General features: G+C 69.9%; 17 protein-coding genes and 2 pseudogenes. 9 read left to right on the top strand and 10 right to left on the bottom strand.

What is annotated here, in order from left to right; translation table 11 throughout:
* A partial coding sequence (locus ADK57_RS04985; protein WP_053748101.1) for an NAD(P)H-hydrate epimerase occupies nt 1-1,141 on the bottom strand: 1,141 nt, incomplete at its 3' end.
* Between the two features lie 155 nt (nt 1,142-1,296).
* On the opposite strand from ADK57_RS04985, the gene ADK57_RS04980 reads away from it, so the two are divergent.
* Nucleotides 1,297-2,469, top strand: coding sequence for a hypothetical protein (locus ADK57_RS04980; protein WP_107091477.1), 1,173 nt, complete (start codon nt 1,297-1,299; stop codon nt 2,467-2,469).
* A 34-nt stretch (nt 2,470-2,503) separates the two neighbouring features.
* On the opposite strand, the gene ADK57_RS04975 is transcribed toward ADK57_RS04980, so the two are convergent.
* Nucleotides 2,504-2,875: a holo-ACP synthase gene (locus ADK57_RS04975; RefSeq protein ID WP_053748104.1), complete on the bottom strand. Its 372-nt coding sequence runs from the start codon at nt 2,873-2,875 to the stop codon at nt 2,504-2,506.
* Between the two features lie 270 nt (nt 2,876-3,145).
* On the opposite strand from ADK57_RS04975, the gene ADK57_RS50870 reads away from it, so the two are divergent.
* The 4 genes and pseudogenes from ADK57_RS50870 to ADK57_RS04960 all read left to right on the top strand — a co-directional run bounded on the left by ADK57_RS50870 (nt 3,146) and on the right by ADK57_RS04960 (nt 7,578).
* Complete coding sequence (locus tag ADK57_RS50870) at nt 3,146-5,998, top strand: hypothetical protein (protein ID WP_063785925.1); 2,853 nt, start codon at nt 3,146-3,148, stop codon at nt 5,996-5,998.
* 12 nt (nt 5,999-6,010) lie between these two features.
* Nucleotides 6,011-6,874, top strand: a complete 864-nt coding sequence (locus ADK57_RS04965; RefSeq protein ID WP_053748099.1) for an immunity 49 family protein — start codon at nt 6,011-6,013, stop codon at nt 6,872-6,874.
* 268 nt (nt 6,875-7,142) lie between these two features.
* Nucleotides 7,143-7,352, top strand: a pseudogene (locus ADK57_RS50865) (transcriptional regulator); the annotation flags it as partial.
* Between the two features lie 7 nt (nt 7,353-7,359).
* On the top strand, nt 7,360-7,578 hold the full coding sequence (locus ADK57_RS04960; protein ID WP_053748098.1) for a DUF397 domain-containing protein: 219 nt from the start codon (nt 7,360-7,362) through the stop codon (nt 7,576-7,578).
* Here ADK57_RS04960 and glmS read toward each other — a convergent pair.
* Complete coding sequence (gene glmS, locus ADK57_RS04955) at nt 7,539-9,386, bottom strand: glutamine--fructose-6-phosphate transaminase (isomerizing) (protein WP_078972954.1); 1,848 nt, start codon at nt 9,384-9,386, stop codon at nt 7,539-7,541. The genes ADK57_RS04960 and glmS overlap by 40 nt on opposite strands.
* A 385-nt stretch (nt 9,387-9,771) precedes the next feature.
* On the opposite strand from glmS, the gene coaA reads away from it, so the two are divergent.
* Nucleotides 9,772-10,740, top strand: coding sequence for a type I pantothenate kinase (gene coaA, locus ADK57_RS04950; RefSeq protein WP_053748096.1), 969 nt, complete (start codon nt 9,772-9,774; stop codon nt 10,738-10,740).
* Between the two features lie 49 nt (nt 10,741-10,789).
* Nucleotides 10,790-11,725 (top strand): DUF389 domain-containing protein, encoded by a 936-nt coding sequence (locus ADK57_RS04945; protein ID WP_053748095.1) that lies wholly within the window; start codon nt 10,790-10,792, stop codon nt 11,723-11,725.
* Between the two features lie 181 nt (nt 11,726-11,906).
* On the opposite strand, the gene glmM is transcribed toward ADK57_RS04945, so the two are convergent.
* From glmM to ADK57_RS04925, 4 genes are all read right to left on the bottom strand, one after another.
* Nucleotides 11,907-13,265 carry a phosphoglucosamine mutase gene (gene glmM / locus ADK57_RS04940; RefSeq protein ID WP_053748094.1) on the bottom strand — a complete coding sequence of 453 codons (1,359 nt, stop codon included), beginning with the start codon at nt 13,263-13,265 and terminating at the stop codon, nt 11,907-11,909.
* Between the two features lie 174 nt (nt 13,266-13,439).
* A complete protein-coding gene (rpsI, locus tag ADK57_RS04935; protein WP_030045285.1) occupies nt 13,440-13,961 on the bottom strand; it encodes a 30S ribosomal protein S9 in 522 nt (173 codons plus the stop codon).
* A gap of 42 nt (nt 13,962-14,003) precedes the next feature.
* Nucleotides 14,004-14,447, bottom strand: coding sequence for a 50S ribosomal protein L13 (gene rplM, locus ADK57_RS04930; protein ID WP_053748093.1), 444 nt, complete (start codon nt 14,445-14,447; stop codon nt 14,004-14,006).
* 205 nt (nt 14,448-14,652) lie between these two features.
* Nucleotides 14,653-15,837, bottom strand: a complete 1,185-nt coding sequence (locus tag ADK57_RS04925; protein WP_234389960.1) for a glycosyltransferase family 87 protein — start codon at nt 15,835-15,837, stop codon at nt 14,653-14,655.
* Nucleotides 15,838-15,911: 74 nt separating this feature from the next.
* Here ADK57_RS04925 and ADK57_RS04920 point away from each other — a divergent pair, with 74 nt between their 5' ends.
* Nucleotides 15,912-16,796 (top strand): hypothetical protein, encoded by an 885-nt coding sequence (locus tag ADK57_RS04920; RefSeq protein ID WP_053748092.1) that lies wholly within the window; start codon nt 15,912-15,914, stop codon nt 16,794-16,796.
* 292 nt (nt 16,797-17,088) lie between these two features.
* Nucleotides 17,089-18,162 (top strand): annotated as a pseudogene (locus ADK57_RS04915) (sugar phosphate nucleotidyltransferase); the annotation flags it as partial.
* Nucleotides 18,163-18,277: 115 nt separating this feature from the next.
* On the opposite strand, the gene truA reads toward ADK57_RS04915, so the two are convergent.
* The 3 genes from truA to ADK57_RS04900 all read right to left on the bottom strand — a co-directional run.
* Nucleotides 18,278-19,135, bottom strand: a complete 858-nt coding sequence (gene truA, locus ADK57_RS04910; RefSeq protein WP_053748091.1) for a tRNA pseudouridine(38-40) synthase TruA — start codon at nt 19,133-19,135, stop codon at nt 18,278-18,280.
* A gap of 75 nt (nt 19,136-19,210) precedes the next feature.
* Complete coding sequence (rplQ, locus tag ADK57_RS04905) at nt 19,211-19,723, bottom strand: 50S ribosomal protein L17 (protein ID WP_053748090.1); 513 nt, start codon at nt 19,721-19,723, stop codon at nt 19,211-19,213.
* A gap of 197 nt (nt 19,724-19,920) precedes the next feature.
* The coding region (locus tag ADK57_RS04900) for a DNA-directed RNA polymerase subunit alpha C-terminal domain-containing protein (protein WP_324612174.1) at nt 19,921-20,305 on the bottom strand (385 nt) is incomplete at its 5' end.

The raw sequence follows: 20,305 nt of genomic DNA, 5'->3' as shown, positions 1-20,305 counted from the left end.
CATACCGCCCCGCCAACTCCCGCACCGAACCCAGCCGAGCCCGCTCGACCTCCTCCCGCGCCACCCCGAGCAGCGCGGCGGCCTCCCCGGCATGCGGAGTCATCAGGGTCGGCGCGGTACGGGCCCGCACCGCATCCGCGTCCGCCAGCCGCAGCCCGTCGGCATCGATCAGCACGGGTCCGTCCGCCGCCAGCACCTCCGCCACCGTCGCGGCGTCGTCCCCCGCCCCCGGCCCGACGACCCAGGCCTGTACCCGCCCCGCCTTCCGCGGACCCCGGTCCGACACGAGGGTCTCGGGGAAGCGGGCGATGACCGCGTCCGCGGCCGGCCCGACGTACCGTACGGCCCCGGCCCCGCCCCGCAGCGCCCCCGAGACCGCGAGCACCGCGGCCCCCGGATAGCGCGCGGATCCGGCGGCGATCCCGACGACCCCCCGCCGGTACTTGTCGCTCTCGGCACCCGGCATCGGCAGCAGCCGCGCCACGTCGACGTGCTGCAACGCCCGCAACGCGGGCTCTCCGGGCAACGACAGCCCGATGTCGACGAGCCGCACCGAACCGGCGTACTCCCGCCCCGGATCGACCAGCAGCCCCGGCTTGTGCGTCCCGAAGGTGACCGTCAGGTCGGCCCGGATCGCCGCCCCGCCGACCTCACCCGTGTCGGCGTCGACGCCACTCGGCAGGTCGACGGCGACGACGGCGGCCCGCGACCGCTCGGCGGCGGCGGCAAGCGGCACGGCGTCCGGCCGCAGTCCCCCCTTCCCCCCGATCCCGACGATCCCGTCGACCACCAGATCGGCCCGCGCGACGAGTTCCTCGGCGGCAGCCGGAGTCACGGTCCGGCCCCCAGCCCGCCGCAACGCCGCCAGTCCCCCGGCATGCGCCCGCTCGGGCGCGAGCAGCACCGCCGTGACCCCCGCTCCCCGACGGGCCAGCCGGGCACCGGCGTACAGCGCGTCGCCGCCGTTGTCGCCGCTGCCGACCAGCAGCACGACCCGGCTGCCGTACACCCGCCCCAGCAAGTCCGCGCAGGCCACGGCGAGTCCGGCCGCCGCCCGCTGCATCAACGCCCCGTCGGGGAGCCGTGCCATCAGCTCCCGCTCGGCGGTCCTGACCGTCTCCACGTTGTACGCAGTACGCATGCCGTCGAGTCTCCCCCGTACCGCACGAACCTCGTCGCAGCCATTGACCCTTTGCCACCCCTTTGCCAAACTCACCGGCCCCCACAGGATGAATCGATTCAGTCGAATCGATTCGACGAGAGCTGTACGAGAGCTCTACGAGAGGACGCATCCCCATGGGACGCAGAGCCGCACTCGTCGCCGCCTCCGGCGCCGCCGCCCTCCTGACCTCCGTCGGCACCCTCACCGCGCCCGCCACCGCGGTCCCCTCACAGACCACCGCGGCCGCCGCGGCCGCCGCCTGCGGCGAAGGCTCCTACCAGGCCGAGGCCGTACTCAACGGCAGCACCTGGACCGCCCGCCGCGGCAGCACGACCGTCCACACGGGCACCGACCTGCGAGCCGCGGTCCAGGCAGCGGTCAACAGCCTCACCGCAGGCCGAACAGCGAAGGAACGGGTCGTCGTCCGCGGCTCGGGCTCGATGTCCGCCGGCTCCCGCATCTCGCTCCCGAGCTACACCGCCCTCGACGTCTGCGGCACCATCAACGTCACCGGCACCGGCTCGGGCGACCAGGCCCCGGTCTACTCCCGCGGCACCCGCGACATAGAGGTCCAGCACCTCAACCTCACCGGCAGCCCGCTCTACGGCATCTTCCTGCGCAACGTCCAGAACGTGGTCCTCGGCCGGCTCGACATGCGCCTCTCCGCCGGCCTCGGCGTCCGCATCGACAACCGCGGCGACACCAGCCAGTGGACGCGCAACGTCCGTATCGACAGCGCGTACGTCTCCGGTGCCTCCAGCCACGCGGTCGAGACGTACGGCGTCGACGGCCTCACCATCGGCACGGTCACGGCACGCGACGTGGGCGAGTCGGGCCTCCTCCTGAACCAGACCATCAACGCGACGGTCACGAAGGTCGACGCGGACAACGCGGGCGCGGGCACCGGATACGCGGCCTTCCGCATGGCCAACCGCAACGGCCGCGTCGGCAGCGGCTACCCCACCAACATCCGCGTGGGCGAAGTGGTCGCGCGCGGCGGCGGACGCGGCGTGTTCTGCGTGTCGGAGAGCGGCGGAGCGGTCATCGACAAGGTGACCCTCTCCAACACCGGCAACAACGCGGTCCTGATCGAGAACTGCTACAACGTGAACCTCGCCGCCCAGAGCGGCACCGTCACCGGCGGCGGCGAGATCCGGCTCGCGGCCCGCTCGGAGTTCCCCAACAACTCGGACATCACCGTCCAGAACCTGACGGTGACCAACTCCGCGATCCGGGAGAGCCCCTGCGGCACGAACACCACGTTCCGCAACAACACCCTGGTCAACAGCAGCCAGTCGATCTGCTGACGGCCCGCTCGGCGGTCGTTGTCGTCCCTCCGCGTCACCCCTCCGCGACGACGACCGCCGAGGCCACCCCCGCGTCATGGCTCAACGACACGTGCCACGACCGCACGCCGAGCTCCGCCGCCCGCGCCGCCACCGTCCCCGTCACCCGCAGCCGCGGCTGCCCGCTGTCCTCGACGAAGACCTCGGCGTCGGTCCAGTGCAGCCCGGCCGGAGCGCCGAGCGCCTTGGCCAGCGCCTCCTTCGCCGCGAACCGCGCCGCGAGCGAGGCGATGCCCCGCCGCTCCCCGCTGGGCAACAGCAACTCGCTCTCCAGGAACAGACGTTCGGCCATATGAGGCGTACGCTCCAGCGCCGCCGCGAACCGGTCGATCTCGGCCACGTCGATTCCGACCCCGATGATGCTCATGCCGAGCACCCTACGACCGGTACCTCCGCCTGCACGTGTGTCACAGCCGACTGTCGGCCTGCGGCGGCTTCGACACATCGACATCACATACGTCCGGCTGGACGTCAGGATCCCCACCCACATGTGTCACTGCTCACCGGACGACAGCAACTCCCCCTCCCGGAACAGCCGTTCAGCTCTTACGCTGGAACCGCATCACGGGCGCAGCGCGTCAATTGATACGGATGGTCGAGTCGGCAAAGTCTGGGTGTAACGGGGGGCGAGGGGCGAGTGCTCAAACCGGGGGAGATACCGCAGTTCACAGGCGATCTGCCACAGTTGGAGATCGACTACGCGGACCTGAAGAAGGACGCGGGCAACGTCCGCAAGACCGGCGGGGACGTGCATTCGCAGTTCCAGGGGCTGTCGGCGTACTACACGGCTCCGGAGGCGGAGCAGCTGTTCGCGACGACCAAGCCGGTCAAGGACCGCGCGGACGCGTTCGGGGACGACCTCGAAACCGTGTCCGGCGCGCTGTCCTCGTACGCCACCGAGATCCGGCCTCTCGTCGACAAGTTGAAGGAACTGAAGACCAAGGCCGTGACGTTCGTCGACTCCGTCAAGGACGACGACGAGTGGGAGTACGACGAGGACAAGGTCGACGAGCACAACCAGATCCGGGACGACATCACCGCGACGGTGGCGGCCTTCTGGGCTGCCGAGCGGACCGCCCACAACAAGATCACCGCTCTGTGGGGCGGCACGCAGATGGTGCCCGGGGACGGCACCGAGCGCACGGACCAGTACGGCTTCGCAGCCGACGACATGAAGAACGCCAAGGTGCCCTGGGGCGATCCGGTCGAGGAGAAGCACCACTGGTACGAGGTCGGCCACTGGGTGAAGTCGTTCGTGTGGGACGGCCTGATCGTGGACGGCATCTGGGGCACCATCAAGGGCCTGGGCACGCTCGTCGGCTTCGGCGGCTGGGATGCGATGGGGCAGGCCTGGAAGGGCCTGGCCCAACTCGCCACGGGTCTGGCGATCTCCTCCATTCCCGGTGCGGGCGCGCTGTTCTGGACGCTCCCGGACGACAAGTTGCCGTCCTGGATCCGTGATTCGCGTACGGCGATGAAGGAGACCGGCAAGGCCCTGGTCGCCTGGGACGAGTGGGGCAAGAACCCCGGTCGTGCCGCCGGTGCCGTCACCTTCAACGTCCTGACCACCGTCTTCACGGGTGGCGCGGGCGCCGGTGTCTCAGGTGCAGGCAAGGCCGGTGCGGTGGCGAAGGTACTGTCGGCCGCCGGCAAGGCGGGCAAGATCATCGACCCGATGACCTACATCGCCAAGGGCGCGGGCGCGGGTCTGTCGAAGATCGGCGACATCAGCGCGGCGTTGAAGGGCGTCGGCAACATCGACATCCCCGCCCTGCCGGAGAACGCGATCACCCTGCCGGAGGGCGCGCTGAAACTTCCGGACGGGACGGTGCAGTTGCCGGAGGGGGCGGCGATCCCTGCGGGCGCCACGGAGCTGCCGGGCGGGAACATCAAGCTGCCCGACGACGCCCCGGTACTGCCGGAGGGCTCGACGAAGCTGCCCACCGAGGACGGTGCCCCGGCGCGCTACTACGACCCCGACGGCAACCTCCTCGACGAGAACGGCAACGTCCTTCAGCAGGCCAAGGACGGCCCCGGCGATGTCGTCGACCAGCCCGGCAGCCCGGGCTCCCCGGCCGCCGGCGCCGACAACCCCAACACGCCCACCCCGGTCAGGGAACCCGCCATGGCGGGCGCCCCCGCCCATGCCGCCGACAATGCAGCCGACAATGCCGCCCAGAACATCAACCTGGGCAACAGCCTCGACAACGTCGGCGACGTCGGCCGCGTCGGCGACGATCTGAGCACTCCTGGCAGCCATGTCGAGGGTCCGGGCGGAGTCGCCGGCAACACCCCGGGCGGCGTGGCGAGCAACCTGCCGACCAACAGCGTGGACAACGCGATTCCCGGCACCCAGGCGGGCAACAACGTTCCCGGCGGACCGGGTGATCACGTCCCGTCCAACAGCGTGGACAACGCCGCCTCCGGCACCGCGGACACCGGGCTGCGCCCCGGCGGCCCCGGCGGTCCGATCTCCCCCGGCGCCCTGGACGACCTGGCCGCCCGGTTCGGCGACGACGCGCTCCCCGGAATCGGCGACGACCTGGGCGACGTGGGCAGGACCGGCGACGACGCGGGCACGCCCGCGAACACCGCGGACGAGGGCGCGGGTGACGCCGACGAGTCACAGCCGGCGCGGACGCCCGAAGAACAGCAGAAGATCATCGACGACCAGCTCCACAAGGCCAACACCGACCCGGACTGGTTCAAGGACCACTACCGCGCGGACGGCCACCGGCACAGTATCGACGGGGTCGACGGGAACGGCGACGCCCTGCCCGTCCTCGCCAAGGACGCGGACGGCAACTGGATAGCCCGGGATTCGATGCCCTCCAAGCAGCCGCCGCCGCGCATGACCCCGGAGCCGATCAGCCCCAACTCCCTCGACAAGCCCCAGGTCGACCATCTCGACGGTGTGGCGAAGGACCGCCAGGTCGCCGCGGACCTCACCGCGGCGGAGAAAGCGGCCAAGGCGCACCCAGGCGACCAGGCACTTCAGGACGCTCTCGCTCAGGCCCAGAAGGACTACGACGCACGGCTCCCCGATACGCCCAACAACAGCGCCATCCCCGAGCGCCTCGGCGAGGAGGCGGCCCGCGTCCACGTCGTGCCGGAGCGGTACGCGGACTACTCGCCGGTGACCCTGCCGAAGACGCCCAACGGCGCCAACATGTTCGACCAGTTGTACAAGCGGGACGACGGCAGCTATCTGATCGTCGAGGCGAAGGCGCCGAAGAGCGACCTGATCTGGCGTCAGGGTGCCGGCCCCGCGAAGGGCTGGATGGTCCGGCAGGGCACCTCGGAGTACGTCCACACGATCATCGCCGAGATGCTGAGCCGCAAGGCCGCGGACGTCCGCATCGCGGGCGACCTTCTGCGGGCCTGGGAGAATGGCAAGCTGGACTACGTCCTGGTGAAGGCCAACGAGAACACCGGCAGCTACGCCGGGGCCACCCTGGAGCAGTTCCCGATCAACTACAAGCTCGACTAGAGGAGGGCGTCAGTGGCCACGACCGTTCCCCGCCACGAGTACCCCACGGACGACGTGCCGGAGACTCTCGACGCCCTCGGCGGGACGGCGAACTGGATCCTCGACAAGTTCGCCGACTCGCCGGTCCTGCGGCCCCAGGCGCTGAGCACGGCGCTCAGCCTGGCACAGCAGCACTGTGCGATCGACCCGCAGGCGGTGAAGTTCGAGACCTGGGAGGCCTGGGTCACCGCCATGCAGACCGGGTCCGCACTGTTCGCCGCGGCGACCGCCCCCGAGGGCACCACCGTCACCTGCCGGATCAAGGAGCGGGAGCGCATGCTCCCCGCCACCGGCCCCGAGTCCCATCTGAACGCCGGCACCTGGGTCACCGCCTTCTACCTGGCGATGATCTGCCGAGACAACGACCGCCTGCGTGCCCTGGCCGAGGTGCCCGTCTCGTTGCTGCGTGACTCCGGCGCCGTGTTCGACGAGTACATCTACTCCTGGGTGGAGACGCTGCAGGGCTTCTGGCTCGGCCGCCAGGACGTGGGCGACAAGCTCGTCGCGGCAGTCGACGGCACCGCCCCGCAGGCGCTGCGGTACGCGGACGCGGACCTGATGGCGAAGGTCCTGTATCCGCCGCTCATCCTGCTGTACCGCGTCATCCGCCGGGACTCCGCGGAGTTCGACAAGGCGCTGGGGGACGCGCTGCGCTGGCACAAGGAGTACTGGACCGCCGACGAGGACCGGGCGACCAGCGCCGACAGCCTGGTCGCCCTCGGTCCGCTGGCCATGGCCTGTCTGGCCCGGGACCAGGGCCTCTCCGTGGAGGTCGAGTCCGAGTACCTGCCGAAGGCGCTCCTGGACTACGCCTGGATCGGCGAGATCGAGTACTGAGCGGACGGCGGGACAGCGTCTGCTCGACCGTGAACGGGGCGAGGACATCCCGTGAGTGATGTCCTCGCCGTAGGCCCCGCGCGGACGACGCGGCACGCCATCGGACGACGCGGCACAGCGCGCGGAGTACGAGGCCGCCCGCGAGAAGCCGACCGACGAGCGACGCCCGTCAAGCGGGAGGCGATCACCCGCGACCACGTCCGGCTCACCGGCGAGGATCCGGCCTGCCGCGCGCAGCACTACGCCTGGATCGACACCCTCCAGAGTCTTCGCCGACCTCGGGAGCGCCATGGTGTACGCGGGCGGCGCCGTCCCGAGGCTGGACACCGTGGTGCGCGATGCCCCGCATGGAACGGTCTTCATCGACTCCGAAGCCCAACTCGGCGTATTCCGAACACACTTCCGTAGAGTGGAGGGGGTATCACTCACACCCGCACGATCGCGTGACCTCGTCCACAGGCTGGCAAAGGAGCTGTGAGGCACCCATGGTGAACCCTGAGCACTGGCAGAAGTCGTCCTACTCCGGCGGCGGCGGCAACGCCTGCGTGGAGGTCGCCACCCTCCCCACCCACATAGCTGTCCGCGACTCAAAGGCCCCGGCCAGGACACCCCTCACCATCCCGACCGGAGCCTTCAGCACCTTCATCGAGGCCCTCAAGCCGCCCTACTCCACCGTCACCGACTTCGCCAGGTTCCGAGGCTGATCCACCTCGTTGCCCCGTGCCGTCGCCAACTCACACGCGAACACCTGCAACGGCACCGTCGCCACCAGCGGCTGAAGCAACGTCGGCGTGGCCGGAATCCGAATCAGGTGGTCCGCATACGGCACCACCGCCTCGTCCCCCTCCTCCGCGATGACGATCGTCCGCGCCCCCCGCGCCCGGATCTCCTGGATGTTGGAGACGATCTTGTCGTGCAACACAGATCGCCCCCGAGGCGAAGGCGCGACGACGACCACAGGCAGGTCGTCCTCGATCAAGGCGATCGGCCCGTGCTTCAACTCACCCGCCGCAAAGCCCTCGGCGTGCATGTAGGCGAGTTCCTTGAGCTTCAACGCGCCCTCAAGGGCCACCGGATACCCCACATGCCGCCCCAGGAACAGCACCGTGTTCTTGTCGGCCAAGGACTGCGCCAGCGTCCGCACCGGCTCCATCGTCTCCAGCACCCGATCGACCTCACCGGAGATCTGCGACAGGTCGCGGATCACCGCAGAGATCTCGTCCCCCCACTTGGTGCCCCGCACCTGCCCCAGATACAGGGCGACCAGATAACACGCCACCAGCTGCGTCAGAAACGCCTTGGTCGAAGCAACGGCCACCTCCGGCCCCGCATGCGTGTACAGCACCGCATCCGACTCGCGCGGGATCGTCGACCCGTTCGTGTTGCAGATCGCCAGCACCTTGGAGCCCTGCGCGCGGGCGTGCCGTAGGGCCATCAGCGTGTCCATGGTCTCGCCGGACTGGGAGATGGCGATGACCAACGACCGCGCGTCCAGAATCGGGTCCCGGTAACGGAACTCGCTCGCCAGCTCGACCTCGCAGGGGATGCGGGTCCAGTGCTCGATGGCGTACTTGGCGATCAGGCCGGCGTGAAAGGCCGTACCGCATGCGACGACGACGACCTTGTCGATCTCCCGCAGCTCACCCGCGGGGATCCGGACCTCGTCCAGCGTCAGCGACCCGGACGCGTCGATGCGTCCCAGCAACGTATCGGCGACCGCCTTGGGCTGCTCGGCGATCTCCTTGAGCATGAAGTAGTCATAGCCCCCCTTTTCCGCGGCCGAAGCATCCCAGTCGACGTGATACGACCTGACCTCCGCGGGCCGTCCGTCGAAGCCGGTCACCATCACCCCGTCGCGGCGCAGCTCCACCACCTGGTCCTGACCCAGCTCGATCGCCGACCGCGTGTGGGCGATGAACGCGGCGACGTCCGAGGCGAGAAAGGCCTCGCCCTCCCCAACGCCCACCACGAGCGGCGAGTTCCGCCGCGCGCCGACCACCACATCCGGCGCGTCGGCATGCACCGCGACCAACGTGAACGCGCCTTCCAGCCGCCGGCACACGAGCCGCATGGACTCCGCCAGATCGGAGGTCACGGAGAACTCCTCGGCGAGCAGATGGGCGACGACCTCGGTGTCGGTCTCGGAGAGCAACTGGTGCCCGCGCTCGGCCAGTTCGGCGCGCAGCCCGGCGAAGTTCTCGATGATCCCGTTGTGGACGACGGCGACGCGACCGGCGTTGTCGAGGTGCGGATGCGCATTGGCATCGGTGGGTCCCCCATGGGTGGCCCACCGCGTGTGCCCGACGCCTGTCGTCCCGGTCGGCAGCGGCCGCTCCGTCAGCTCCTTCTCCAGATTGGCGAGCTTGCCCGCCTTCTTCGCGGCGGCCAGCCCTCCGTCCGCCGGCACGGCGACACCCGCCGAGTCGTACCCCCGGTACTCCAGCCGCTTCAAACCGGCCATGACGACATCGAGCGCCGACTGAGACCCCACGTATCCCACGATTCCGCACATGAGCGGCAGCGTACGGCGAAAGCACGTCCCGAAAGAGCCTCCGCGTGCCCGATTTCGGAAATTCCCACCGGGGTACGAACGCCCCGGAGATGCTCGGCAGTCACCCGAAATCCCTTGTCGCATCGAACGTGTGTCCATACACCGGCTTCGCGCCTGGCCGATCCCGACCACATCGGCCTCGCGCACGCCGGTCAGCGACCGGGGACCGGCCGTAGTCGGTGATGTTGCCGCAAAGCGAGGTACGCCGATGCCCGCCTCCCTGGTGCCGGGAAGCGGGCATCGGCGCGTACGAGGACGGGACCGCGGAGGCGGTGCGTGACGCAGCCCACCCGCCATCCCGTTCAAACTCCGTTAACAATGGACTGTGATCTCTCCGGTCTCCCCGATGCCCCGGAGCGCCCACCGGCACAGGCCGGAGGCGACTCCCTACGTCGACCTCACCCGAGCCGAATGGAGTGTGCTGCGCGAAAAGACGCCGCTGCCGCTCACCGCCGAGGAGGTCGAGAAGCTGCGCGGCCTCGGCGATGTCATCGACCTCGACGAGGTGCGGGACATCTACCTCCCGCTGTCGCGGCTCCTGAATCTCTACGTCGGCGCCACGGACGGCCTGCGTGGTGCCCTGAACACCTTCCTCGGCGAACAGGGCTCCCAGTCCGGCACCCCGTTCGTCATAGGGGTCGCCGGCTCGGTCGCCGTGGGAAAGTCCACGGTCGCCCGTCTCCTCCAGGCCCTGCTCTCCCGCTGGCCCGAACACCCGCGCGTCGAGCTGGTCACCACCGACGGCTTCCTGCTGCCCACCAAGGAGCTCCAGGCCCGCGGTCTGATGTCGCGGAAAGGTTTCCCCGAGTCGTACGACCGCCGCGCCCTGACCCGTTTCGTCGCCGACATCAAGGCGGGCAAGGACGAGGTGACGGCCCCGGTCTACTCCCACCTCATCTACGACATCGTCCCGGACCAGCGGCTCACGGTCCGCCGCCCCGACATCCTGATCGTCGAGGGCCTGAACGTCCTGCAGCCCGCCCTGCCCGGCAAGGACGGCCGCACCCGGGTCGGCCTCGCCGACTACTTCGACTTCAGCGTGTACGTCGACGCCCGCGTCGAGGACATCGAGCACTGGTACCTGAACCGCTTCAAGAAGCTGCGCGCGACCGCCTTCCAGAACCCCTCCTCGTACTTCCGCAAGTACACCCAGGTGTCCGAGGAGGAGGCCCTCGACTACGCACGCACGACCTGGCGGACCATCAACCGGCCCAACCTGGTCGAGAACGTGGCCCCCACCCGCGGTCGTGCCGCCCTCATCATCCGCAAGGGCCCGGATCACAAGGTCCAGCGTCTGAGCCTGCGCAAGCTGTAAAGCCGGTAGCGAGGTCCCCCGCGAAACGTCGGCCTGTTAAAAAGGCGTCATGCTGCATCTGCGCCTGATCACCCCGTCCGGCAAGACCGACGAAGTGGTCCGCCTGATCGAGAAGACGGTCGGCACCACCCACCTCGTCGTCCTGCCGGGGGCCGCCCGCAACCCGGCCGGAGACGTGGTGATGTGCGACGTCGCCCGCGAGGCAGGTGACGAACTCCTCACCGCCCTCCAGGAGTTGGGCCTCGACTCCACCGGCTCCATCGCCGTCGAGAACATCGACCTGTCCCTGTCCAAGCGCGCCGACCAGGCCGAGGCGGATGCACCGGGCGAGGGCGCGGACGCGGTCCTGTGGGAGCACCTGACGGACGCGACGCACGAGGAGTCGACCCTCTCCGTCACCTACCTCTCGTTCATCACGCTCGCCACGATGATCGCGGCGTGCGGTGTGGTCCTGGACAACGCGATCCTGATCGTCGGCGCGATGGCGGTCGGCCCGGAGTTCGGCCCGCTGGCGGGCATCTGCACCGCGGTGGTACAGCGCGCGCCGCGGCTGGCCCTGCGCTCCTTGATCGCGCTGCTGGTGGGCTTCGCCGCGGCGATGGCCGTGACCGTGGGATTCAGCCTCTTCATGGACGCGGTCGGTCTGTTCACCAAAGCCCAGTTGGAGGCCGAGCGCCCCAACACCGGCTTCATCTACGCCCCGGACTGGTTCTCGTTCGTCGTGGCCGTCCTCGCCGGAGCCGCGGGCACCCTGTCACTGACGTCCGCCAAGTCCGGCGCCCTGGTCGGAGTCGCCATCTCCGTGACGACCGTCCCGGCGGCCGCCAACGCGGCCGTGGCCCTGATCTACAGCGACACCAACCAGGCCTGGCGCTCCTCGGAGCAGCTGCTGCTGAACCTGTTCGGCATCATCCTGGCCGGCACCCTCACCCTGCTGACCCAGAAATGGCTCTGGAACACCCAGCGGAAGCGCTCAGCTCATTAGGTGCCGGTACTGCAGCTTGCCCAGGGCGCGGGGCTCTGCCCAGCGGGGCTCTGCCTGACGGGGCTCCGCCCCTGTGCGGCTCCGCCCCTGTGCGGCTCCGCCGCGTGGGCGCGACCGGCCACGACGCGGCAGCAGCCCGCACACAACAGCCCCCACCCCGGACTGCCCCCTCCGAACTGCCCTATCCCAGCGCCGACTTCACCGAATCGGCAAGCCGCCCGGCCACGGACCGAGCCTGATCGATATCGGCCGCCTCGACCATCACCCGGACCAACGGCTCGGTCCCCGAGGGACGCAACAGCACCCGCCCGGTCGATCCGAGCTCCCGCTCGGCGTCGGCGACAGCCGCCGCGAGCTCCGCGGACGTGCCCACCCGGGACCGGTCGACGTCCGGCACATTGATCAGCACCTGCGGCAACCGCTCCATCACAGCCGCCAGGTCCCGCAACGACCGCCCGCTCTCCGCGACCCGAGCCGCCAGCAGCAACCCGGTCAGCGTGCCGTCCCCGGTGGTCGCGTGATCAAGGATGATCACGTGCCCGGACTGCTCGCCGCCCAGCGCGTAGCCGTGCTCTTTCATCTCCTCCAGCACATAGCGGTCCCCCACCGCCGTCTGGACGATCGTCAGCCCCTCCCGCTCCAGCGCCAGCTTGAACCCGAGGTTCGACATGACCGTCGCGACAACGGTGCCGGAGCGCAGTGCGGAACGCTCCCGCATCGCCAGCGCGAGTACGGCCATGATCTGGTCGCCGTCCACCTCCTCGCCGGTGTGGTCCACGGCGAGGCACCGGTCCGCGTCCCCGTCGTGCGCGATACCGAACGCGGCCCCGTGCTCGACGACCGCGGCCTTGAGGAGACCGAGGTGGGTGGAGCCGCAGCCCTCGTTGATGTTGAGTCCGGTCGGCTCGGCACCGATCGTGATGATCTCGGCGCCGGCCCGGGTGAACGCCTCGGGCGAGACCTGGGCGGCCGCGCCGTGCGCCTCGTCAAGGACGATCTTCAGCCCGTCGAGCCGGTTCGGGAGGACGCCGACGAGGTGGGAGACGTACCGCTCGGCCCCTTCCTCGTATGTCCGCACGCGCCCCACGCCCGAGCCGGTCGGCCGGTCCCAGGGGGCGCCGGTGCGGTGCTCCTCGTAGACGGCCTCGATGCGTTCCTCCAGCTCGTCGTCGAGCTTGTGCCCGCCGCGCGCGAGGAACTTGATGCCGTTGTCGGGCATGGCGTTGTGGCTGGCGGAGAGCATGACGCCGAGGTCGGCGCCGAGGTCGGCCGTGAGATACGCGACCGCCGGGGTCGGCAGCACGCCCACCTTCAGAACGTCGACACCCGCGCTGGCGAGGCCCGCGACCACGGCGGCCTCCAGGAACTCCCCGGACGCTCGCGGGTCCCGTCCGACCACGGCGGTAGGCCGGTGGCCCTCGAAGGTGCCCGCCTCGGCGAGTACGTGCGCCGCGGCGACGGAGAGGCCCAGCGCCATCTCAGCCGTCAGGTCCGCGTTGGCGACACCGCGCACGCCGTCCGTGCCGAAGAGTCGTCCCACTTGTCCTCCTGAGGAAACGTCGGTTTCGCAAGGCGCGCTCACACGGATAGCGGCATCCGATCACACAAGCCTTAGAGCGTCTTGTGCCGTTATACGCCCCTGGCGGTGATAAACGAACGCCCCGACAGCACTGTGGCGTGCCGCCGGGGCGTTCGTACGAGCAGGCAGCGAAGCTTAGCGCTTGCTGTACTGCGGGGCCTTGCGGGCCTTCTTGAGACCGGCCTTCTTGCGCTCGACCGCACGGTCGTCGCGCTTGAGGAAGCCGGCCTTCTTCAGCGGGCCGCGGTTGTTGTCGACGTCGGCCTCGTTCAGCGCACGGGCGACACCGAGACGGAGCGCACCGGCCTGACCGGAGACACCGCCACCCGCGATGCGGGCGATGACGTCGTAGCGGCCTTCGAGCTCGAGCACCTTGAAGGGCTCGTTGACTTCCTGCTGGTGCACCTTGTTCGGGAAGTAGTCCTCGAGGGTGCGACCGTTGATCTTCCACTTGCCGGAGCCCGGGACGATCCGGACGCGGGCGATGGCGTTCTTGCGACGGCCCAGGCCGGCGGCCGGCTGCGGGTCGCCGAAGCGGGACGCCATGGACTCGGAGGTGTACTCGCCCTCGACGGGGACGTCCGACTCCGTGGTGTAGCTGTCGATGTCGACGAGCTCGGTCTCTTCGACCGGCTGCTCAACGGTGGTCTCGGCCACGATTCTCCTCAGATTCTGTTCAGTCTTAGGGGGTGGCCGGACTTACTGCGCGACCTGGGTGATCTCGAACGGCACCGGCTGCTGGGCAGCGTGCGGGTGCTGGTCACCCTTGTAGACCTTCAGCTTCGAGAGCATCTGACGGCCCAGAGTGTTCTTGGGGAGCATGCCCTTGACGGCCTTCTCGATGGCCTTCTCGGGGTTCTTGTCGAGCAGCTCGTCGTAACGGACGGAACGCAGACCACCCGGGTAGCCGGAGTGGCGGTACGCCATCTTCTGAGTGCGCTTGTTGCCGGAGAGGTGCACCTTGTCGGCGTTGATGATGACGACGAAGTCACCGGTGTCGACGTGGGGCGCGTAGATCGGCTTGTGCTTGCCCCGCAGAAGGGACGCGGCGGTGGTGGCGAGACGACCCAGGACAATGTCCTGAGCGTCGATGACGTGCCACTGGCGCGTCACATCGCCGGGCTTGGGGCTGTACGTACGCACGGTTCGTAGCCTTCGCTTCGAGTGAATGGTCCTAAACAAGGTCACCGAAACGATCACGACAGCCTGGGCCCACGGCGGCGACGCATACCGCGTGCGTGGGGTCGCTGGTCATCGGCCCGGTGGACCGGTGTAAGGGCCCGTCCCGTGAGAATGAGCAAGCCAATACACAACGAAGAAGCAGGATACCTGCGCTGGCCCGTACGGGTCAAAACGAGGCGACTGCTGCCGTCCGAGCCGATTCTACCCGCCCCACACGCCCCTGCGACCTCCCGTGGTGCACCACCGTGAACGCCAGTGCACACAGCGTGAAGGCGTCCTTGAAGGCCCTGCGCTGAACCACTTCGAGATACGGCCACGTCACCCCCGGCACCTGGGGCGCCAGCGCGAGCCAGAACCAGGGACTGCGGGCGACGGAACCCGCGCAGGGCAGTCCGGCGAGCAGCAGCGGGACCACGACCAGGAGGTAGTGGTCGTACGACGGCCTGGACACGAGGAAAGCCGACAGCATCAGGGCCGCCGCCGTCTCGGGCAGCCGCAGCGGACCGGGACCGGGACGGCACCAGCGGCGGTACGCGCAGAGCACCACCACCGCGGCGGCCGACAGCGCGACGGCCTCGGCCACCGGCTGCGGCACCCCGAGGCGCGGGAGCACGGCCGCCGGGGACGCCTCGTAGAGCCGTACGAAGGTGTCGTCGCCACGGAGCAGGAAGGGCAGGGTGCGGGTGAAGAAGCCGACCGGGTCGGGCATCAGGAGTCCGGCGGCGGCGGACGTGAGCGCCGGTACGACGATCATCGCCGCCAGCGCCCGCCACCGGCGCGCGAAGAGGAACAGCAGCGCCATCGGGGCGAGCAGCGGCTTCAGCGCGACCGCGAGGCCGACGACCACGCCCGCCGCCACCCAACGGCCCCGGCTCGCGAGCAGCAGGGCGAGCGGCAGGGCCAGGGCCGCCGTCGCCGTCCAGTTGGACAGGAGGACCAAGTGCCCGAAGGGCGCGAAGCCCACCGCGAGCGCGATGAGACCGAGGGACGCGAAGCGGCTGCGCAGCGGGATGCCGTGGAGACGAAGGGCACAGACCCAGCCGCCGACGAGGCAGCCGGTCACCACCAGCGGCACCAGCACGCGCAGCGCGGTCGGCGGCAGCAGGGCCTGCGGGGCCGCCGCGAGCACCGCGCTCGGGAGATAAAGGAAGTGCGGATCGTCATACGGCGATCCGCCGGCCAGCCAGGTGCGTGCGGCCCGGACGACGATGGCGTTGTCCATCCCGCCGTCCGAGGTCAGCCGTGCCGTACGGGCCGCAGTGGCACCCAGCACCGCCGCCACCACCACCCACAGATGCCGGTTCGCCCTTCGCACCAACCACCCGGAGATGTCGCTTTTGCACTGGCTCACCGAGCGAACGCTAGGTGTTGCAGAGCTCCTTGGGGCGGACCGGCACACCGCTTCCCCCGTCTAAGATGCGCCCCATGAGCTATGGGCAGCAGGGGGGACCCCAGTCCCAGTGGGATCCCTGGACACCGCATTCCCAGCAGCCGTGGAACGGCGGGGACACTGACGAGACTCCGGACTGGGCCGCGCTCGCCGAGGCGTCCGAGACGCGCAACAAGCGGCGCCGGCTGCTGTTCATCGGCGGCGGCGCACTGGCCACGCTGGCGATCGGCACGGCCGTGGCGATGGCCGTGGTGTCGGCGAACGGCGACCCCGAGGGATCGGACAAACCGTCATCCCTCCCCGCCAGCGCGGACATCCCGAGCGGGACCGGAACCGCGGAGCCGTCGTTCGCGCCGACCAGCGCCCCGCCGCCGCTGGACCCGAAGGACTTCGTCTCCAGCAAGACCAAGGACACGGCCCCGATCAGCCCGAACATCCTGTTCCCGGGCACGCAGCTGACCATGGGTTCGACCGTCTACAAGAAGGGCCCGACGGCCGACACCAAGAGCTGCGCCACGGCCGCCAAGGGCACCCTCGCGAAGGTCCTCAACGACAACGACTGCACCCGCCTGATGCGCGTCACCTACACCAAGGACGGCGTCGCGGTGACGGTCGGCGTCGCGGTCTTCGACACCGAGGCCAAGGCGACCAAGGCCAAGGGGCAGGCCGACAAGGACAGCATCGTCGCGTCGCTGGCCGGGGACGGCGTCAAGTCGTTCTGCAACTCCGCCGTCTGCCGCTCGACCACCAACTCCTACGGCCGTTACGCCTACTTCACGATCGCCGGCTTCACCAACGGCAAGGACGTGACGACGAAGGACACCGCCGTGTTCACGACCGGCGACGACCTCGGCGAGTTCACGTTCCGCCAGATCCGCCGCCGGGGCGAGGCCCAGGCGTCTGCCGCGGCGAGCGAGTAGCCTCCCCGCCCGCCCGGGAACGACCGGGCGGGTCACGCCGCTCGGGGCCGGGAGCAGGGATCGCACGTGGGCCGGAAATCCCTGCGCAGGGAATGACTTCGTTAACTTCTGAGCACATCTCTCTCACAACTGCCCCATCAATCATGCACAGATGCCAGCATCGGACTCCCCTTCGGTCAGCGGTCGGGGCCCCGGGGGACATCTGACCGAAGACCGGCAGCGCAACCGAGTACCCGGGCAAGAGATCCCCCCACGCCACCGTCACCCGTCCCGCAATCCAAGGCGGACACACATGACTGAAGCGATCCTTCTCGTCGGCGGACAGGGGACCCGGCTCCGGCCCCTGACCAGCCACATCCCCAAGCCGCTGCTCCCCGTGGCCGGAGTGCCTTTCCTCACACACCAGTTGGCCCGCGCGGCCGCGGCCGGAGTCACCCGGATCGTCCTCGCCACCTCATATCTGGCGGAGCTCTTCGAGGCGGAGTTCGGGGACGGCAGTCGCCTCGGCCTGGAACTGGAGTACGTCACCGAGCAGACCGCGCTGGGCACCGGCGGCGCCATCCGCAACGCCGCCGAATGGCTGCGCGGCGGCCCCGACGAGCCGGTGCTGGTCTTCAACGGCGACATCCTCTCCGGCGCGGACATCGCCGCCCTGCGCGACGGCCACCGGGCGTCCGGGGCCGACGTCACCCTGCACCTGAAGCGGGTCGCCGACCCGCGCGCGTTCGGCCTCGTCCCCACCGACACCGAGGGCCGGGTCCAGGCCTTCCTGGAGAAGCCGCAGACCCCGCAGGACATCACCACCGACCAGATCAACGCCGGCTGCTACGTCTTCACCCGCTCCGTCATCGACCGCATACCGGCCGGGCGGGTCGTCTCCGTGGAGCGCGAGACCTTCCCCGAGCTGCTGTCGGCGGGCGCCCATGTACGAGGCGTGGTCGACGACTCCTACTGGCTCGACCTGGGCACCCCTGCCGCGTTCGTCCAGGGCTCGGCCGACCTCGTGCGCGGCCGGGTCGCCTCTCCCGCGCTGCCCGGCCCGGTGGGCGACGCCCTGGTGCTGCCCGGCGCCGAGGTCCACCCCAGTGCCGTGCTCAGCGGCGGCACGGTCGTGGCCGCCGGTGCCGTGATCGGCGAAGGAGCGGTCGTCGAGGGCAGCGTGCTGCTGGCCGGCGCGGAGATCGCGGCCCGGGTCACGCTGTACCGCTCCCTGGTCGGACGGCACGCCCGGATCGGCGAGGGCAGTTTCCTGGACGCCGTGGTCGTCGGTGACGGCGCCCACGTGGCCGAGGGCAACGAACTCCCGCCGGGCCTGCGCATCGCCTGCGGCGTCCACCTGCCGGCCCACAGCGTCCGCACCTCGGCCTCCCCCACCCACTGCACGGCGCCGGACGTGACCCACTCGGGAGCCTCTCGGACGTCCAGGGCAACCCACTGACTGCGCCGAGAAGCCCCTGAAGTGATGGCCGCCCGGGGCCGGTTCAGCAGCAGCCGGCCCCGGGCAACGACCGCTTGTTCCGCGCCTCCTTGTTCCGCGCCGCGAGCAACTCGTCGGCGGGGTAACCGACTTCTTCGAGCGTCAGCCCGTGCGGCCGTACGACATGCACGGCCGAGTCCCGTACGCCGGCCGCCAGCACCTTCCCCGGCCAGTCGGGCCCGCGATGCCCGTCTCCCACGAACAGCAGCGCCCCGATGAGCGAGCGCACCATGTTGTGGCAGAAGGCGTCGGCCCGGACGGTGGCGGTGACGATGCCGTCGTCGCCGCGCACGAGGCTCAGCTCCTGGAGCGTACGGATGGTGGTCGCGCCTTCGCGCCGCTTGCAGTAGGCGGCGAAGTCGTGCTCGCCCAGCAGCCGCCCGGCGGCTTCGTTCATGGCGTCGACATCGAGTGGCCAGTCGTGCCAGAGGACGTGGTTGCGCAGCAGCGGGTCCACACCGCCGGGGCTGTCGGTCACCCGATACGCGTAACGCCGCCAGATCGCCGAGAAACGGGCGTTGAAGCCCACGGGGGCCTCGGTGAGGGACCAGACCCGTACGTCCTTGGAGAGCCGCCCTGCGAGCCGCTTGAGCAGCTTCTCCCGGTGCTCGGCCCAGAGCTCCTCCGGCAGATCCACGTGCGCCACCTGCCCGCGCGCGTGCACACCGGCGTCGGTCCGCCCGGCCACCGTCAGCTCGTACGTGGTGTCCCGCGACCGCGTCACGGTCCGCAGGGCGTCCTCGATCTCACCCTGTACGGTCCGTCGCCCCCCGGCCTGCTTGGCCCACCCGGAGAACTCGGTCCCGTCGTACGAGAGCTCCATGCGCACCCGTACGAACCCGGGCTGTACTTCGTCACTCACCCCTAGATCCTCTCAGCAACGCAAGAGCGGGCCCGCCCCGCAGGGGGCGGACCCGCTCAACGCGAGGTTTCAGCCTCAGGCGTCCTTCGACTCCTCGGCCGGAGCCGCGTCCTCGGCCTCGTCGGCCTTGGTCACGTCGACCTTGGCGTCCTCGACGGCCGGAGCCTCGGCGTCCTTGGCGGCACGCTTGGTGGCGGCCTCGGCCTCACCGGTCGCCTGCTGCGCGACCGTCAGCGCCTCGACCAGCTCGATGACAGCCATGGGCGCGTTGTCGCCACGACGGTTACCGATCTTGGTGATGCGCGTGTAACCACCGGGACGGTTCTCGTAGCGCGGGCCGATCTCGGTGAAGAGCGTGTGCACGATGCTCTTGTCCGTGATCACCTGGAGCACCTGACGGCGGTTGTGAAGGTCGCCCTTCTTCGCCTTGGTGACCAGACGCTCGGCGTACGGACGCAGCTTGCGCGCCTTCGCCTCGGTGGTGGTGATACGGCCGTGCTCGAACAGCGACTTCGCAAGGTTCGCGAGGAGCAGCTTCTCGTGCGCGGCGCTGCCGCCCAGACGGGCACCCTTGGTGGGCTTCGGCATGGTGTTTCTCCTAGGTGTCTGCCCCGGCCGTATCAGGTACCGGAGTCAGTATCCGAGCGGGCGGCTGCCCGTCGGAGATCCAGGCCCCCGCAGGGGCCTGGAAGGGGCGCGGGGCGGTGTCGATATGCGACTCCTCGCGTGGGCGCGACAAGCCACAGCGCACCCGCACCCGAGCACGGACCGGAAGGCCCGAGCTCTCAGTACTGCTCGGTCTCCACGAACCCGGCGTCCGCGTCGTCGTCGGCACCGAAGGCGTCGGCGGCGGCGGTCGGGTCGAATCCGGGCGGGCTGTCCTTGAGGGCCAGGCCCATGCCGGCCAGCTTCGCCTTGACCTCGTCGATCGACTTCGCACCGAAGTTGCGGATGTCGAGCAGGTCGGCCTCGGAACGAGCCACGAGCTCACCCACGGAGTGGATGCCCTCGCGCTTGAGGCAGTTGTACGACCGAACGGTGAGCTCCAGCTCCTCGATCGGCAGTGCCAGATCGGCGGCAAGGGCGGCGTCCGTGGGGGACGGGCCCATGTCGATGCCCTCGGCGTCGATGTTGAGCTCGCGGGCCAGACCGAACAGCTCGACCAGGGTC

Origin of the sequence: Streptomyces sp. MMG1533, assembly GCF_001279775.1 — a bacterium.
GTDB lineage: Bacteria > Actinomycetota > Actinomycetes > Streptomycetales > Streptomycetaceae > Streptomyces.
The sequence above is the reverse complement of the archived record's forward strand: the minus strand, read 5'-3'. Positions and strand labels throughout refer to the sequence as shown.